Here is a 17,148-nt window from a genome sequence, read left to right on the forward strand (position 1 = left end):
GCGGCCCATCCCGATCTGCACTATCACGCACTCGCGAGGGTTATGCAGGACATCCCTAGCGCATATCCATCAACCGCTAGCAGCTATCAATTTGGTAGTTTGCGAAGTGTTGCGTGTTTCGGGGCCGCGCGCCACAGGGCTTACGCGGGGCTGCGCAGCACGCGCCGGTATTGCACGGCTTCGGCCACATGGCTCACCTGTGTGGTGGGCGCACCCGCCAGGTCGGCAATGGTGCGCGCCACCTTCAGCGCCCGGTGGGTGCTGCGGGCCGACCAGCCCAGCCGGGCGGCGGCCGTGTGCAAAAACTTCGCGGCCGCGTCGTCCAGCAGCACGTGGGTGTCGATCTCCTGGCCCTGCAATGCCTGGTTGGCCTTGCCCTGGCGCGCGTGGGCCGCAGCGCGGGCCCGCACCACGCGCTCGCGAATGGCGGCGGTGGCCTCGCCCGCCGGGGCCTGCACGAGCTGTTCGGCGGGCAGGGCGGGCACCTCCACATGCAGGTCGATGCGGTCCAGCAAGGGGCCGCTGAGCTTGGCCTGGTAGCGGCTCACCTGGTCGGGCGTGCAGCGGCAGGCGCGCTGGGTGGCGCCCAGGTAGCCGCAGGGGCAGGGGTTCATGGCGGCCACCATCTGAAAGCGCGCCGGAAAATCCGCCCGCTGCGCCGCGCGCGCAATGGTGATGTGGCCCGTCTCCAGCGGCTCGCGCAGCGCCTCCAGCGCGGCGCGCGGGAACTCCGGCAGTTCATCGAGAAAGAGCACGCCGTGGTGCGCCAGCGATATTTCGCCCGGCCGGGGGGGCGATCCGCCACCCACCAGCGCCACGGCGCTGGCCGTGTGGTGCGGCGCTGCGGTGGGCCGCAGGCCCCAGTGCTCGGTGTTGAAGCGCCCGGCCAGGCTGGCGATGGCCGCGCTCTCCAGCGCCTCCTCCACCGTCATCGCCGGCAGCAGGCCCGCAAAGCGCAGCGCCAGCATCGACTTGCCCGAGCCCGGCGGCCCGGCCATGAGCACGCTGTGGCCGCCGGCGGCGGCAATCTCCAGCGCGCGCTTGGCGCTGGACTGGCCCTTCACGTCGGCCATGTCGGGCCCGCGCGCGGCGGCCACCATGGGCGTGGCCTGCAGGCGCACCCAGCCGTCATCGGCCGTGTCGTCGTCGGCGCCCGCCGTGCTGCCGGGCGGCAGGAAGGCGCGCACCACGTCCAGCAGGTGGCGCGCGCGCACCACCCGCGCGGCGGGCACCAGCGCGGCTTCTTCGGCGCTGCCCGGCGGCAGCACCAGCTGCGCGTTCACCTGCTGGGTCTGCAGCGCCAGACTGGTGGCCAGCGCACCGCGCACGGGGCGCAATTCGCCCGACAGCGACAGCTCGCCCGCAAACTCGTGGCCCGCCAGCCGGCCGGCGTCGACCTGGCCACTGGCGGCCAGGATGCCCAGGGCGATGGGCAGGTCGAACCGGCCGGAGTCCTTGGGCAGGTCCGCCGGGGCCAGGTTCACCGTGATGCGCTTGTTGGACGGGAACTCCAGCCCCGCGTTCTGCAGCGCAGACCGCACCCGCTCGCGCGCTTCCTTCACCTCCACCTCGGCCAGACCCACCAGCGTGAAGCTGGGCAAGCCGTTGGCCAGATGCACTTCGACGGTGACTGCGGGCGCCTGCAGCCCCAGAAGGGCGCGGCTTTGCACCAAAGCAAGACTCATGAAGCGGTTTCTCCCCAGATGGGTGCGTTTTATGGTTTTTTAGCGCTTGCGGGCCGGTGAATGCACCATGAAGGTGCATGGCCTGTGCGCGCACCCCGCCAATGTAGCGGGGATCGGTGTAACGCAACGCAACCGACGCAGGTCCGGGCGGCGGGCGCGTGGCACGGTCCGTGCTAAGAGGGGTGGTCCCTAATCGCCCAACCCGGAGGAAACATGACCCGCGCCATCATCAAGACCCTGGGCGTTGCCCTTGTTGCAACGCTCCCCATGCTGGCCAGTGCCCAGCTCACAGGCAACGTCAGCCTGACCACCAACTACAAGTTCCGTGGCCAGGACCAGGACGCCTCCAAGGCCAAGGCTGTGAAGCCTGCGCTGCAGGGCGGTTTTGACTATGCCTTCGGCGACAGCGGCTGGTACGTGGGCAACTGGAATTCCAGCGTCGACTGGCTGCCCGGCAACTCGCTCGAAAGCGACCTGTACGGCGGCTACAAGTTCAAGGCCGGCGGTGCGGACCTGGACGTCGGTGCCCTGACCTACATCTACCCCGGCAACAGCAACGGCAACACCACCGAGCTGTATGGCGCGGCCACCATGGGCCCGTTCACCGCCAAGTACTCGCACACCATCTCCAAGGACTACTTCGGCTTTGCCGGTGCCAAGTCCGGCTCGGGCCTGAAGGGCCGCAACACCGGCTACCTGAACCTGGCGTTCGCCCAGGAAGTGGCGCCCAGCATCACGCTGAAGGCTTCGGTGGGCTTCACCCGCTTTGCCAGCGACATCAAGGACACCGGCGTGCCCAACTACATGGACTACAGCATCGGCGGCGCGTATGACTTCGGCAGCGGCCTGTCGCTGGGCGCGGCCGTGGTCGGCGCCAACAAGAAGGCCTTCTTCGGCCACGTCAACAAGTCGCGCGTGATTGTCACGCTGACCAAAACCCTGTAAATCTCAGTGGGCGCCATCTGGCGCTCATCCCGGAGGAATCCCAAATGAAAATGGTGACAGCCATCATCAAGCCCTTCAAGCTGGACGAGGTGCGTGAAGCACTCTCCGACATCGGCGTGCAGGGCATCACCGTGACCGAAGTCAAGGGCTTCGGCCGCCAGAAGGGCCATACCGAGCTGTACCGCGGCGCAGAGTACGTGGTCGATTTCCTGCCCAAGGTCAAGATCGAAGCCGCCGTGTCCGACGACCTCGTGGACCGCGTGATCGAGTCCATCGAGACCGCAGCCCGCACCGGCAAGATCGGCGACGGCAAGATCTTCGTGACCCACCTGGAGCAGGTGGTGCGCATTCGCACGGGCGAAACCGGCAAGGAAGCCCTCTAAGGGCCCGGCCGCATCAGAACAAGAGAAAAAGCCATGAAAAAACTGCTTGCTTCTTTCATCCTGGGGCTGAGCCTGTTGTCCGGCGGCACTGCTGCGCTGGCCCAGGCCCCCGCCACCCCCGAGGCTGCGGCCTCGGCCCCCGCTGCCGAAGCGCCTGCTGCCGCACCGGCAGCCGCTGCGCCGGCTGCGGCCGCCCCTGCCGAGGCGCCTGCCGCCGCGGCCCCCGCACCCAAGGTCGATTCGGGCGACACCGCCTGGATGCTGACCTCCACGCTGCTCGTGATCCTGATGACCATCCCCGGCCTGGCGCTGTTCTACGGCGGCCTGGGCCGCAGCAAGAACATGCTGTCGGTGCTGATGCAGGTCTTCGTCGTGTTCTCGCTGGTGTCGCTGCTGTGGGCCATCTACGGCTACAGCCTGGCGTTCTCGGGCGAGGGCAAGTTCTTCGGCGGCTTCGAGAAGATCTTCCTCAAGGGCGTGACGCAAGAGACCTTCGGCGCGTTGGCCACCATCCCTGAATACGTGTTCATCGCATTCCAGGGCACGTTTGCCGCCATCACCGTGGCGCTGATCGTGGGCTCGTTCGCCGAGCGCATCAAGTTCTCCGCCGTGCTGATCTTCTCGGTGCTGTGGTTCACCTTCAGCTATGTGCCCATGGCCCACATCGTGTGGGGCGGCGGCCTGCTGGCTGCTGACGGCGCGCTGGACTTTGCCGGCGGCACCGTGGTGCACATCAACGCCGGTATCGCCGGCCTGGTGGGCGCCTACATGGTGGGCAAGCGCATCGGCTTCGGCAAGGAAGCCCTCACGCCCCACAGCCTGACGCTGACCATGGTGGGCGCCTCGCTGCTGTGGGTGGGCTGGTTCGGCTTCAACGCCGGCTCGGCCGGTGCTGCCAACGCCAACGCAGGCCTGGCCTTCGTGAACACGGTGCTGGCCACGGCCGCCGCCACGCTGAGCTGGATCGCCGGCGAAGCGCTGCACAAGGGCAAGGCTTCCATGCTGGGCGCTGCGTCCGGCGCGGTGGCGGGCCTGGTGGCCGTCACGCCTGCCGCAGGTTTCGTGGGCCCCATGGGCTCCATCGTGATGGGCCTGATCGCAGGCGTCGTCTGCCTGTGGGGTGTGGGTGGCCTGAAGCGCATGCTCAACGTGGATGACGCGTTCGACGTGTTCGGCGTGCACGGCGTGGGCGGCATCATCGGCGCCATCCTGACCGGCGTGTTCGCATCGCAAAGCCTGGGCGGCACCGGCGGCCTGGCCCCCGACACCTTCGCCATGGGCGCCCAGGTGTGGATCCAGGTCAAGAGCGTGGTGTTCACCCTGGTCTGGTCCGGCGTCGTGGCCTTCATCGCCTACAAGATCGCCGACCTGCTGGTGGGCCTGCGGGTGTCCGAAGAAGCCGAACGCGAAGGCCTGGACATCACCTCGCACGGCGAGACGGCGTACAACCGCTGATCTCCTGCCTTGCGCAGAACGCGCTGCGGTGTCTGGTGGCAACGCAGCGCTGCAAGAAGAAAAAGCGAGTCACTCCTGCTTCACGCAAGCCCGCCGCCCCGGCGGGCTTTTTTCGTGGGCGGGCAGGAGTTCTCGCGCGCGGCACGCCCAGGGGGGGGGCTGCGCCCGGGCGCCGGGGGCGCACCCCCAGCGGTTTGCACACGCGCTGTTCAAAAAATTCACGTCCGGACCCTGCCATGCCGCGCGTGCCTGCCGCTACGATGCAGCGCATGGACCAAGCCCTCGCCCAGATTGCCGAGCGCGTGCGCGCTGCCGCCGCCGACCAGACCCCGCTGCGCATCCGCGGCGGCGGCACCAAGGACTTTCATGGCCTGGCGCTGCACGGCGAGGTGCTGGACACCCGCGCAATGAGCGGCATCGTGAGCTACGAGCCCAGCGAGCTGGTGGTGACCGTGCGGGCCGGCACCCCGCTGGCCGAGCTGGAAGACCTGCTGGCCCGCCATGGGCAGTGCCTGCCGTTCGAGCCCCCGCATTTCGCCCGCTCGCCGGGCGCGGCTGCCACCGTGGGCGGCATGGTGGCGGCGGGCCTGTCGGGCCCGGCGCGCGCCAGCGTGGGGGCCGTGCGCGACTATGTGCTGGGCGTCGCGCTGCTCAACGGCCGGGCAGAGCCTCTGCGCTTTGGCGGCCAGGTCATGAAGAACGTGGCGGGGTACGACGTGTCCCGCCTCATGGTCGGGGCCTGGGGCACGCTGGGCCTGATCACCGAGGTCAGCCTCAAGGTGCTGCCCGTGGCGCCGGGCGAAGCCACGCTGCGTTTTGACGCCATCAACCAGGCCGACGCGCTGCGCAAGCTGCACGCCTGGGGCGGCCAGCCCCTGCCGCTCAATGCCAGCTGCTGGGTGCACGACGGCCGCAGCGAAGGCACGCTGTATGTGCGCCTGCGCGGCGCGGTGGCCGCCGTGGAAGCCGCCTGCAAAAGCATGGGCGGCACCCGCCTCGACAACGCCACCGTGGCGCCCGACTGGGTGGCCTGCCGCGAGCAGACCCTGCCCTGGTTTGCCGACCGCGCCGCCGAGCCCGGCCATGCGCTGTGGCGCCTGTCGGTGCCGCCCACCGCGCCCGTGCTGGCCCTGCCCGGGGGGGCGCATCCGCTGGTGGAATGGCACGGCGCGCTGCGCTGGGTGCAGGCGCCCGAAGCCGCGGGCGACACGCTGCGCGAGCTGGCCAACGCCGTGGGAGGAAGTGCTTCTGTTTTTATAGCTGCACATGCTCATGTAGAAAGCGCTGAGGGCCATTTTGATCTGAAATCTGCAGCGCTGGCGCAGATCCACCAGCGTCTCAAGCACAGCTTTGACCCGGCGGGCATCTTCAACCCCGGCCGCGTGGCCCGGGGCTGGTAGGCGCACAGGCCCGCACCCCCTGCGCGTGGCCGCTCTCCGGCATTCGCCGCCCCGACATCTCTCGCACCCAGGCATGCACCATGCAAACCCAACTCTCTCCTGAATACGCCGCGCGCCCCGAGGGCCGCGAGGCCGAGGCCATCCTGCGCAAGTGTGTGCACTGCGGCTTTTGCACCGCCACCTGCCCCACCTACCAGCTGCTGGGCGACGAGCTGGACGGCCCGCGTGGCCGCATCTACCTCATCAAGCAGGTGCTCGAAGGCGCCGAGCCCACGCGCGCCACGCAGACGCACCTGGACCGGTGCCTGACCTGCCGCAACTGCGAAAGCACCTGCCCGAGCGGCGTGCAGTACGGCCACCTGGTGGACATCGGCCGCAAGATCGTCGATGAGAAGGTGCCGCGCCCGCTGGGCGAGAAGGCCCTGCGCTGGGCGCTGAAGGAAGGGCTGCCCTCGCCCCTGTTTGCCCCGGCGATGAAGGCCGGCCAGGCCGTGCGCGGCCTGCTGCCCGCAGCGCTGAAGGCCAAGGTGCCCGCGCCCCAGGCGGCCGGCGCCTGGCCCACCCGCCAGCACGCGCGCAAGGTGCTGATGCTGGCGGGCTGCGTGCAACCGGCCATGATGCCGAACATCAACACCGCCACGGCCCGCGTGCTGGACGCCGTGGGCATCCAGACCGTGGTGGACGCCAAGGCGGGCTGCTGCGGCGCCGTCAAGTTCCACCTGAACGACCAGGAGGGCGGCATGGCCCAGATGCGCGCCAACATCGACGCCTGGTGGCCGCTGGTGGAGGCGGGCGGGGTGGAGGCCATCGTGATGAACGCCTCGGGCTGCGGCGTCACCGTCAAGGAATATGGCCACATCCTGAAGGACGATGCGCAGTACGCCGCCAAGGCCGAGCGCATCAGCGCCCTCACACGCGATCTGTCCGAGCTTTTGCCGGCGGTGCTGCCCGAGCTGGCCACCCGGCTCAAGGGCCGCGTGAACCAGCCCGACACGCTGTACGCCTACCACCCGCCCTGCACCCTGCAGCACGGCCAAAAGCTGCGCGGCGGGGTGGAGGCGCACCTGAACCAGCTCGGCTTTCGCCTGCGCACCGCGCGCAACGAGGCCCACCTGTGCTGCGGCTCGGCCGGCACCTACTCGGTGCTCAACCCCGACCTGTCGGCTGCGCTGCGCGACCGCAAGCTGGGTGCCTTGGGCGAAGCCTTTGGCGAGCAGCCGCCGGATGTGATCCTCTCGGCCAACATCGGCTGCATCACCCACCTGCAAAGCGGCACGGGCACCCCGGTGCGCCACTGGGTGGAGGTGCTGGATGAGGCCCTGCACAGCCCGGCCTGACGGCGGGCGCCGAAGCCGCTGGGCACTGCAGCACGTCCGCGTTGGCGACGCCGCTGCGCCTTTAGAACGTGTTTACGATCTCGCAGGGGACCCCTGGGAGATCGTAAACACGTTCCTACGCCTGGGCGCTGTCGGCCAACACTGGCATGATGGAGGGTTTTCCGGCCCACCCAATACCGTTGACCGCCATGACCGACACCGCGTCCGCACTCGTACCACCGACCGCCGCCCCCGATGCCCGCGCGGGCGTCACCCGGCAGCGTGGCGACGCCCCCCGCCGCAGCGGCACCGACCGCCGCAAGACGCCCCGGCGCGTGCCCGGCGCCGCAGCCCCGGCAGACGGCCGCAGCCCGGCCGCAGCGCCATCGGCGGCAGATGCCGCCCCGCGCGCACCCCAGCGCACCCACCCCCTGCTCGAAAAGCTGGCCGACCTGTATCCCGCACTGTTCGGCGCGCTGTTTCGCCCCCTCAAGCGCGGCATTTACCAGGACCTGCTGGCCGCCCACCCGGACACCTTCGAGCGCGATGCGTTGAAGGTGGCGCTGGGCATTCATACCCGGTCCACCCGCTATCTGCAAAGCGTGGCCGCCGGTGACAAGCGCCACGACCTGCAGGGCCAGCCCGTGGAGGACATGGCGCCCGAGCACGTGCACCACGCGCTGCTGGAGGTATACCGCCGCCGCAAGAACAGCAAGACCCGTCCCACCGAGGATTTGCTGCCCAAACTGCGCAACCGCATGATCGCGGCCTTCGAAGCTTCGGGCCTCTCGCGCGAGGCCTACGTCGAACGCGTGCAGAGCCGCGACGAAGCGGCCAACGCCATCCTCGAAGAAGCCCTGGCCGAATGGTCGGCCCGCAACGCCAAGGACGAGGCCCTGCTGCGCGCCTTCGAAGCCAGCGGCCAGACGCTGGACGCCTTTGCCGACATGTATGGCCTGGTGCCCCGCACCGTGGGCCAACAACTCGAGCGCGCCCGCCGCCGCAAGGCGCTGGACGCGGATGCCGCTGCAGCGGCCGAAGCGGATGCAACTGCGGCTGCTGCGTCGGTGCCGGTGGCCGCGCCGCTGGCTCCGTAAAGAGAAAGCCAGAGAGCCGGGGCCGCATCACCCCCGGCACCCTCCCGCCGTTTTCCTTTCTTCTCCCCAGCGACCGCTCTGCCCGGGGGCACCCGGCCGATCCGCGAGACCGGCTTATCGCGCGCCGCGCGTTGCACCCGATGCTCCTTCTGCCGCCGCGCTGACGCCAGGCTGCTGACACCAGGTTGTCAGCAGCCTGGCGTCAGCATTCTCTCCCTCACCCATCCCCGCGCCACACCCATGGCGCCCACCCGAGAGAAAGTGCAGAGCCCATGTCCCTTTCCACCGCCGCCACCCCCTTCGTCGCCGCAGTCCCCACGGACGCCCCGCCCGCGCCAGTCGTCACCCCGCGCCGCGTGTACGTCTACGCTTTCCAGGTCACCGGGCTGTCGGTGCGCACCTGCAACCGTGACGAGGCCGACCCCGCCGCAGCCCGCATCGGCCCTCTGTGGGACCGCTTCTTCAGCCAGAGCTGGGAGCGCCACCTGCCCGCGCCCGGGCAGGACGGCCGCCTGTTCGGCGTGTACAGCGCGTATGAATCCGATGCGCAGGGCGCCTTCGACGTGACCGCCGGCGTGGCCACCCAGCCCGTTGCGGAACCCGCTGCGGGCCCTGCGGCGGCCGAGGACGCCACCACCGGGGTCCGCGTGGTGCCCGTGCAGGCCGGCCCCTACCTCGTCTTTACCGGCGAGGGCCCCATGCCCCATCTGGTGGTCGACACCTGGGGCGCCATCTGGCGATACTTCGCCGACAACCCCCAGGTGCAACGCCGCTACGGCACCGACTTCGAGGCCTACAGCGGCCCCGAGCAGGTGGCCATCCACATCGGCATCGTCGACAACCGCTGAGCCCTGGGGCCTGGCCGCTGACAGAGTCACCGCCAAATGGTTCAAAAATGATAGCTGTTAGCGCTTGACTGGTAAGCGCTGAAGGCCAAAAACAATTGAATTCAATCTCCATCACCCACCATGCGCCGCGCTGACCGCCTCTTTCAGATCGTGCAGCTCATCCGGGGCCGGCGCCTGTCCACCGCCGCCTTCCTGGCCGAGCGGCTGGAGGTATCGGCCCGCACCATCTACCGCGACGTGGCCGACCTGCAGCACCAGGGCGTGCCCATTGAAGGCGAAGCGGGGGTGGGCTACCGCCTGGGCGCGGGGTTCGACCTGCCGCCGCTCATGTTCAGCCAGGGTGAGGCCAACGCCCTGGTCGCCGCCGCCCGCCTGGCCCAGGCCTGGCTCGACACCGGCCTGGCGCGCGAGGTGGAGGGCGCCCTGGGCAAGATCCTGTCCGTGCTGCCGCCCGCCGCCCGCGTGGCCGCCGAAGCCCAGGCGCTCTACGCCCCGTCCGTCGGCCTGGGCCCGCGCGCACTGGCCGCCCTGCAAGCCCTGCGCGAGGCCGTGCACACGCGCAACGTGGTGCACATCGACTACGCCGACGTGCAGGGCCGGCCCACACAGCGCCGCCTGCGGCCCCTGGGCTGCTTCTACTGGGGCAAGGTCTGGACCCTGTCGGCCTGGTGCGAGCTGCGCAGCGACTTCCGCGGCTTTCGCATCGACCGCATCGTGGACTTGGCCGTGCTGGAAGAACACTTCCAGCCCGAGCCCGGCAAGACCCTGGCCGACCTGCTGCGCAAGCTGGAATCCGAGATGGCCGACTGTGGGCCGGAGGGCGGGGCGCAAGCCGCGTGGCAGCCGCCGTCGCGCTGAGCCCGATCTGAGCGACGCGCCGGCCCCGGCGCGATTATTGAAGCAGTGGTTTTCCATATTTGCGCCATAGCGCATCCGTCCCTGAATATTCGATCCATGTTGCAAACCGTCGCCAACATGCTGCATTAGTAACCGATGTTACTTTTTGCGGTAATTTCGCTGAATTAATGGCGTTTTCTGTCAACAGAAAATACCCGGCCCGCCGCTATCATGCGCTCCACTTTGCACCAACCGGCCGGACAGTCTGCAGCACATGAAACGTCGCGTCACCATTCAAACGCCCCTGGGCGACCAGCTCACCTTCAGGCAGCTGCAGGGCAGCGAGGAAATCAGCCAGCTCTTTACCCTGGACGTAGACCTGCTCAGTGAGAGCAAAAGCATCGATCCCAAGGCCTTGTTGGGCAAAAACGCCACCATCGTGGTCGAAACCGAAGGCGGCGGCACCCGCTACATCGACGGCATCGTCACCCGGTTTGGCATGCAGGGGCAGGACCACCGCATGTTCTCGTACCGCGCCCGCCTGAGCCCCTGGCTGTGGCTGGCCACCCGCAAAACCGATTTCAAGGTATTCCAGAACAAAACAGTGCCGGAAATCATTGAAGAGGTGTTGGGAAAATACGGTTATCCGATAGATAAAAAACTCAACCGCAGCTACCGCACCTGGGATTATTGCGTTCAATATAACGAGAGTGACTGCCAGTTTGTATCGCGCCTCATGGAGCATGAGGGAATTTACTATTATCACCAGCACTCGGCCGGCCAGCACGTGCTGACCCTCGCCGACGACATCGTTGCGTCCCACAGCCCGCTACCCGGGGCGGCGTCCATCCCCTTCTACCCGCCCGAAAAAGCCGCCATTGCCGACCGCGAAAGCGTCTACGCGTGGGAACTGGCCGAAGAAATCAAATCGGCCCGGCACTTTAATGACGACTACGACTTCAAGAAACCCCGGGCCGATTTGTCGAACATGCGCAAAGACCCGCCGGGCCACGCGCACGACAGCTACGAAGTCTATGAATGGCCCGGCGGCTACACCGAATATGCCGATGGTGAAACCTATGTGAAGGTGCGGCTGCAGGAAAACCTCACGCGCCAAAGCGCGGTGCAGGGCAAATCCAGCTGCCGCGCGCTGGCGCCCGGCTACACCTTCAACCTGGAGAACTACCCCCGCGGCGACCAGAACCAGCAGTACCTCATCACCGCGGTGCAGTACCACTTTCAGGAGAACCCCGAGGTCAGCAGCGTGGCCAAGCCCACGCCCAAGACCACCAAGGACGAGGTCGGCTCCATCCAGCGTTTCGTGCTCAAGGCCCAGCCCACAAGCCTGCCCTTCACCCCGCCGCGCGTCACCCCCAAGCCCCGCAGCCTGGGCCCGCAGACGGCGGTGGTGGTGGGCCCGCCGGGCGAGGAGATCTGGACCGACAAATACGGCCGCGTGAAGGTGCAGTTCCACTGGGACCGCATTGGCGCCATGGACGAAAACTCCAGCTGCTGGATCCGCGTATCCCACCCCTGGGCCGGGGCCCGCTACGGCGGCATCTTCACGCCCCGCATCGGGCAGGAAGTCATCGTGGACTTTCTGAACGGCGACCCCGACTACCCCATCATCACCGGCCGCGTCTACAACGCCGACCAGATGCCGCCGTGGGAACTGCCCAAACACAAGACGCAGTCCGGCTTTCAGACCAACTGGAGCAAGGGCGGCGGCGGCAAGCACATGCTGCGTTTTGAGGACCAAAAGGGCATCGAGCACATCGAGCTGTCTACCGACCATGGCAATACGCATTTGCACATGGGCTACTTGATGAACCAGAGCACCGAAGCCAAGCGCAGCTATGGCTTCGAGCTGCGCACGAACGAGTGGGGCGCGATCCGGGCGGACAAGGGCTTGTTGATCACGACCTATACGCAGGACTTCAAGCAGAAGGTGGCGCATGACAACCCGGATGGGTTCTCGAACCTGGGTACTGGTCTGGAATCTGCCCAAGCGCTGATGGCAGAAGCGAAGAGCGCCGTGGCTGCCATGGAGTCCGTTATCAGCGGCATCAACAACCTCAAGATGTCGCACATGAGTGAACTGGCTTCCGGCATCCAGTCCATGGTGGGCAAGGTTGCTGCGGCTACCTCCCTTGGTCAGATGGCCGCAGCCGTCTCCTCGTTCGTGTCAGGAGGCAGCGCTGCAGGCTCAGGGCCTGAACTGATCATGCCTATGAACACCGATCCGGCCATGCCCGAGGCCTTGGAACTGCAGGCCAAGTCCAAGGACATCAGCAAACCCATTGTGTCGATCGTCAGCCCGGAAGGGCAATCCATGATCAGCCCGAAGCCGATCGTCATCAGCTCGGGCCAGAGCGTGTCGGTGCATGGCAAGGGCCCGGTCACCACGTCAACCCAGCAGCAGCTCACGCTACTCGCAAAGGGCGGCATGCTCACGCACGTGACGGAAGGTGGCCAGCGCACCACCGTCACGGCGGGGGACGTGGCCCACGAGGCGCAATCGGGCAACATGAATCTGACTGCCCAGCAGAACATCACCACTGCTTCCACCACGGCGGACGCTACGGTGATCGGTAAGCAGAACGTCAACCTGCGCGCCGACGAGGATTCCGTGCTCATCAAGGCAGGCAAGCACATCCGGCTGGAAGCCGCCGAGAGCATCACGCTCGTGGTTGGCGGCGGCAAGGCCTACATCAAGCTCACGGACGAAGGCGACATCGAGGTGGTCGGTGTCAAGAAGGGATTGTTGAAGTTTGACGATGACCTGAATGAGTTTGGCAAGAAGATCAATCTCAATTGCAGTTGAAGGTCGTCTGTCAGCTCGTGCATAGATATCTGTTCCACCCTAAAAAACGACATTCCCAATGCGCTACAACTTCAATGAGGGCTTCATCAGCGCCCCGGACTACTCCCTTGACAGAACAGTCCATGTCTTGATGCCGAGCCCTGCATCTGGCGGCTTGACTATCGTGATTACGCGGGAGGAAATGGAGGTGGATGAGACCGCACAACAGTTCATTGATCGCCAAATGGCGTTAGCCGCTAAACAGGTCACCAAGTTCACAAGAGGCGTAACCGAAAGCGCACGGCTTGGGGCACAAGTTCGGCTTGAGGGCGTGAAATTTCCGGTTAGCTACAAGCAGCAGGGCCAAACACTCCATCACATGCAGGCCATCTTTCAACTGTCAGATCAAAGAAAGATGTTGAGCTTCACGTTTACTTCGCCGACCGAATTGTCCTCGGCGCAACTGAAAACTGTAGACGATGTTCTAAACAGCTTCACGTTTCATCCTGTGAAGTAGAGCACCCGCCAGCCTTCATTGTTGGCCAGCGAAACACTAACCAATACACCAGAAGAGACAGGACCCAAAAATGGGAGGCATGGCTGCGGCTCGCATGACGGACGAAATTGGCCACGTTGGGATGTGGGCTCGACTAGCGCGTACAGCTCTTCGCGTGGGGTCCATGGTGGCGGAAGGGCTTCTGGTCGCAAGGGCAATTGCTGCAGTTGCGGTGGTTGCCGCACCATTGGCCGGCGCAGCCGTCACTTTCGGTGCAGCGTTTGCCTTTTTAGGAACTACATGTACAGGCCTTGTTGTTAGTGGGGTAGTGGCAGGATTTATCGGCCGTATGACTGGCTGGAATGACTACAAAGAAAAGAAGATTCAGGAGATGACCGAAGACATTGGTGAGATGGAGATCACCGGTGTGCTTGGTATCAAGGGCGCTGCCACAGTCTTCATTAACAAACTCGAAGCGATGCGTGCGGTCCTTGACGCCTCCAATTGCTCAAAGCATCCCATGCCAGAGCCAAACAAGATCGCTGAGGGCAGCGATTCTGTGTTTGTCGAGACGGGGCCTGCCGCGCGCAAGGGCGACAAACTGATGTGTGCTGCCCAGATCGTCACAGGATCGGACAACGTGTTTGTGGGTGGTAACAAAACCCAGTATCTGAATATTGCTGACGACAAGGATTTGTGGGAAACCGCTTTGGAATTTGCGCCTGCCCTGTTTGGGCGCGGCAGCTTGCCGGGCAAGTTGGGTTGTCTGGGTATGGCTGTCGTTGGCAACTACATCGGCGACGCCGCCGCCAAAGGCATTCAATGGGTGGTGGGGCGTCCGGTGATCCCCATGACTGGCGGAAAGATTCTTGATGGCTCGGGCGATACGGATTTTGTCTTGCCGGGCCCCATGGGCATTGAATGGGCACGCTTCTATAGCAGCCATGACCACCGATCGGACACCATCCACGGCAAGGGGTGGTCCCTTCCGTACGACATGGAGCTCCATGTAGTCCCGCCGTCACCTGAAACGCCTGGTTCGCTTACGTTTGTGAGTAGGCAGGGAAGGCGCGTGAATCTGCCCTGGGTTGAGCCTGGGAACGCATTCTTCAACACGGCAGAAGGCTATATCGTCAACTGCACCCCTGGTGGAGCGTACGAAGTTGTAGACCTAGACCACATTCGCTACCAGTTCGGGCCAGTCCGTTCAGGCGCCGGTACTGTCGGCACGGGCGCGCAGAAGTTGCGGACACAGCGCATTCAGGACCGCTTCAATCACTGGATCCGATTACGGCGTGACGCGCTCCAGCGGCTGGTACGCATCACAGACCATCTCGGCCGCATCATCGACCTCAAGCTGCACGAAGCCACTGGCCGCGTGACCCATATCGGACTGGTGCAAGGAGCACCAGGCGAACGCCCGGGCCTTCTGGCCAGCTACGAGTACGACGCCCACGGCCAGTTGGCCAGAGTGACTGACAGAGCGGGGCGGGTAACCCGCCGGTTCTCATACTCGGACGGCTTGATGATTTGGCAGGTGGATGCCGCTGGGCTGGAGGCAAACTACGCATGGGAATCCACGGAACAGGCCGGGGGGCCGCTCATCGAGGGCTTGGCCGCCACAAGCCTGTGGATGACCGCGACAGGGCGTGACCGCCGTGTGGTGCGACATTGGACAAGCGATGGGGAAACCTACGATATCCGGTACGACTGGCTTGACAGCGATGCATTGAAGGCTGCCGCTGGCGATGCTCTGTCCCCCTGCGGCATCACCATAGCTGTCGATCAACTCGGGCGACGGCAAGAATGGCAGTGGGACAGGCTCTACAACCTAACGCGCTACACCAATCCCTTGAGCGAGAGTTGGAATTTGCGCTGGAGCCCTGCGAGAGAGCTGCTGGAATGCACTGCACCAGGAGGCCAAAACCTCCGGTTTGAATACGACGACAACGGGATGCGAACTGGCGAGATCGACGCCCTGGAGCGGCGCACGCGCACCCTGTGGGACACCAACTGGTTTGAGCCGTTGGCCGTCACGCTGCCTGATGGGAGCGTCTGGCGCTACGAATACAACAACCGGGGCCTGTGCACTGCTACACATGCGCCCGATGGAACTGTTACCGAATACGCGTATGACGGCGATGGCCTGCTGCTCCAAATACGGGATGGCAAAGGCGGTGTCAAAAAACTCCGCCATGACGTACGCGGCCTGCTGGTGGAATATGTGGACTGCTCGGGCCAGCGTACCCAGTACCACTACGACGACATTGGCCATCTCCAACGGGTCGTCGATGCACTGGGGCACACCACATCGCTGGGGCACAGCCCCACGGGTGAACTGCTTACGCTCACCTTGGCCGACGGGACCACGCAAAGCTGGCGCTACGATGCGGCGGGGCGCCCCGTGGCGCACACCAACGCCCAGCCGCGTACGCGGCACTGGAGCTACAACCAGCGCGGGCAACTACAAACGCAGATCGATGAAGAACAGCGCGGCATCACACTGGCCTATGACGCCGCCCAGCGCCTGAGCACCCTCGTCAACGAAAACGGCCAGCACTTCGGCTTTCAATACGACGCCGCCGACCGCATGGTGGAAGAAACCCGCGTTGGCGGCCAGAGCGTCACCATCGAATACGACGCCAATGGCTGGCCCATCGCCGTCAACCACCACCCGAGCGCCAGCGACCTACCTGCGGGCCCAGCGACTGGCGGCGCCCTGCGTACAGAGCTCATCCGCGACGCAGCCGGCCGCCTGGTCGAAAAGCGCACCGCCGCCCACCACTACCACTACGCCTACGACCCCCTCGACCAACTCACCCAGGCCCAGAAGCTGGCGGTGCAACAAGATGGCAGCCTCAAGCCCTTGCACACCAGCACCTTTGCCTACGACAAAGTCGGCAATCTCATTGAAGAAACCGCCACCGACGGAACCACCGGCCAAAGTTCCACCCTTCGGCACAGCCACGATGCGCTGGGTAACCGCATGCAAACCCAGCTGCCCACCTTGCCAGGCCAGCCCCACCTGCAAAGAGCGCTGAACTATCTGCACTACGGCTCAGGCCACCTGCACCAAATCAATTACACCCAGCGCGATACCCGCAGCCCCGACGCCCTGGCAGTGCACCAACTCATCAGCGACATCGAGCGCGACGCCCTGCACCGAGAAATCCACCGCACCCAGGGCCAAGTGCAAACCCGCTACGCACTAGACCCCCTGGGCCGCAGGCAAGGGGCCTGGAGCCAGCCCATAGACCAGCGCAGCCGCCCCTACCAGGCCAGCGACGCCCATTGGCAGCGTGCCGTGCTGGCCGCAGGCACACCCGAGCAAAACCCGTTCGACGGCTTGATGAAAGCCTACGCCTACGACAAGGTGGGTGAGCTGCGCCAAAGCCGCCACAGCCTGCACGGCGACATAGCCCACCAATACGACGCCACCGGGCGCATCGAACACACCGTGCGCCAGCTCTTTGGTGCAGGCCAGGCCCCGTACCCAACCCAGCCAGGCGCGGCCAACAACGAACGCTTCCAATACGACCCCGCCGGCAACATCCTGGACAACCACCGCCAGACTGAGCTGTCCCAACGCACCCAGCACCTGCAAGAAGGCTACGTGCGCGACAACCTCGTGCGGGTGTACGAAGACAAACGCTACTTCTACGACGGCCATGGCAGGCTGATCCAAAAACTCAGCGGCAAACACACGGCCCAGACATTTGCGTGGGACGAAGAAAGCCGCCTCACAGCAGTCACCACCACCCGGCGCCCCGGCACCGAACACGCAACCACCCAAACCACCCGGTTCGACTACGACGCCATAGGCCGCCGGGTGGCCAAACACGACAGCTTTGGCACCACGGTCTTCATCTGGGAAGGCATGCGC

General features: G+C 65.7%; 12 protein-coding genes. 11 read left to right on the forward strand and 1 reads right to left on the reverse strand.

Annotated elements, in window-relative coordinates; genetic code table 11:
- Window positions 1–140: 140 nt before the first annotated feature.
- Window positions 141–1,685, reverse strand: coding sequence for a YifB family Mg chelatase-like AAA ATPase (locus ACOQFS_RS15475; protein ID WP_421563720.1), 1,545 nt, complete (start codon window positions 1,683–1,685; stop codon window positions 141–143).
- Between the two features lie 213 nt (window positions 1,686–1,898).
- On the opposite strand from ACOQFS_RS15475, the gene ACOQFS_RS15480 reads away from it, so the two are divergent.
- The 11 genes from ACOQFS_RS15480 to ACOQFS_RS15530 all read left to right on the forward strand — a co-directional run.
- Window positions 1,899–2,630 carry a TorF family putative porin gene (locus ACOQFS_RS15480; protein ID WP_421563721.1) on the forward strand — a complete coding sequence of 244 codons (732 nt, stop codon included), beginning with the start codon at window positions 1,899–1,901 and terminating at the stop codon, window positions 2,628–2,630.
- A gap of 44 nt (window positions 2,631–2,674) precedes the next feature.
- Window positions 2,675–3,013, forward strand: a complete 339-nt coding sequence (glnK, locus tag ACOQFS_RS15485; protein WP_409783809.1) for a P-II family nitrogen regulator — start codon at window positions 2,675–2,677, stop codon at window positions 3,011–3,013.
- A gap of 33 nt (window positions 3,014–3,046) precedes the next feature.
- A complete protein-coding gene (amt, locus tag ACOQFS_RS15490; RefSeq protein ID WP_421563722.1) occupies window positions 3,047–4,468 on the forward strand; it encodes an ammonium transporter in 1,422 nt (473 codons plus the stop codon).
- 260 nt (window positions 4,469–4,728) lie between these two features.
- Window positions 4,729–5,868 (forward strand): glycolate oxidase subunit GlcE, encoded by a 1,140-nt coding sequence (gene glcE, locus ACOQFS_RS15495; protein WP_421563730.1) that lies wholly within the window; start codon window positions 4,729–4,731, stop codon window positions 5,866–5,868.
- 80 nt (window positions 5,869–5,948) lie between these two features.
- Window positions 5,949–7,205 (forward strand): glycolate oxidase subunit GlcF, encoded by a 1,257-nt coding sequence (gene glcF / locus ACOQFS_RS15500; protein WP_421563723.1) that lies wholly within the window; start codon window positions 5,949–5,951, stop codon window positions 7,203–7,205.
- Between the two features lie 188 nt (window positions 7,206–7,393).
- Window positions 7,394–8,281, forward strand: coding sequence for a ProQ/FINO family protein (locus ACOQFS_RS15505; RefSeq protein WP_421563724.1), 888 nt, complete (start codon window positions 7,394–7,396; stop codon window positions 8,279–8,281).
- Between the two features lie 272 nt (window positions 8,282–8,553).
- A complete protein-coding gene (locus ACOQFS_RS15510) occupies window positions 8,554–9,129 on the forward strand; it encodes a GyrI-like domain-containing protein (RefSeq protein WP_421563725.1) in 576 nt (191 codons plus the stop codon).
- A gap of 120 nt (window positions 9,130–9,249) precedes the next feature.
- Complete coding sequence (locus tag ACOQFS_RS15515; RefSeq protein WP_421563726.1) at window positions 9,250–9,987, forward strand: helix-turn-helix transcriptional regulator; 738 nt, start codon at window positions 9,250–9,252, stop codon at window positions 9,985–9,987.
- Window positions 9,988–10,240: 253 nt separating this feature from the next.
- On the forward strand, window positions 10,241–12,790 hold the full coding sequence (locus ACOQFS_RS15520; protein WP_421563727.1) for a type VI secretion system Vgr family protein: 2,550 nt from the start codon (window positions 10,241–10,243) through the stop codon (window positions 12,788–12,790).
- A 58-nt stretch (window positions 12,791–12,848) separates the two neighbouring features.
- A complete protein-coding gene (locus ACOQFS_RS15525; RefSeq protein ID WP_421563728.1) occupies window positions 12,849–13,286 on the forward strand; it encodes a DcrB-related protein in 438 nt (145 codons plus the stop codon).
- Between the two features lie 328 nt (window positions 13,287–13,614).
- Window positions 13,615–17,148: DUF6531 domain-containing protein (locus ACOQFS_RS15530; RefSeq protein ID WP_421563729.1), on the forward strand; the 3,534-nt coding region annotated here is incomplete at its 3' end.

Origin of the sequence: Paracidovorax sp. MALMAid1276 (assembly GCF_049198005.1) — a bacterium.
Taxonomy (GTDB): Bacteria; Pseudomonadota; Gammaproteobacteria; order Burkholderiales; family Burkholderiaceae_C; genus Acidovorax.

Coding starts and splice junctions, on each gene's coding strand:
- ACOQFS_RS15475 (WP_421563720.1), bottom strand. CDS start 1,685: ATGAGTCTTGCTTTGGTGCAAAGCCGCGCCCTTCTGGGGCTGCAGGCG.
- ACOQFS_RS15480 (WP_421563721.1), top strand. CDS start 1,899: ATGACCCGCGCCATCATCAAGACCCTGGGCGTTGCCCTTGTTGCAACG.
- glnK (WP_409783809.1), top strand. CDS start 2,675: ATGAAAATGGTGACAGCCATCATCAAGCCCTTCAAGCTGGACGAGGTG.
- amt (WP_421563722.1), top strand. CDS start 3,047: ATGAAAAAACTGCTTGCTTCTTTCATCCTGGGGCTGAGCCTGTTGTCC.
- glcE (WP_421563730.1), top strand. CDS start 4,729: ATGCAGCGCATGGACCAAGCCCTCGCCCAGATTGCCGAGCGCGTGCGC.
- glcF (WP_421563723.1), top strand. CDS start 5,949: ATGCAAACCCAACTCTCTCCTGAATACGCCGCGCGCCCCGAGGGCCGC.
- ACOQFS_RS15505 (WP_421563724.1), top strand. CDS start 7,394: ATGACCGACACCGCGTCCGCACTCGTACCACCGACCGCCGCCCCCGAT.
- ACOQFS_RS15510 (WP_421563725.1), top strand. CDS start 8,554: ATGTCCCTTTCCACCGCCGCCACCCCCTTCGTCGCCGCAGTCCCCACG.
- ACOQFS_RS15515 (WP_421563726.1), top strand. CDS start 9,250: ATGCGCCGCGCTGACCGCCTCTTTCAGATCGTGCAGCTCATCCGGGGC.
- ACOQFS_RS15520 (WP_421563727.1), top strand. CDS start 10,241: ATGAAACGTCGCGTCACCATTCAAACGCCCCTGGGCGACCAGCTCACC.
- ACOQFS_RS15525 (WP_421563728.1), top strand. CDS start 12,849: ATGCGCTACAACTTCAATGAGGGCTTCATCAGCGCCCCGGACTACTCC.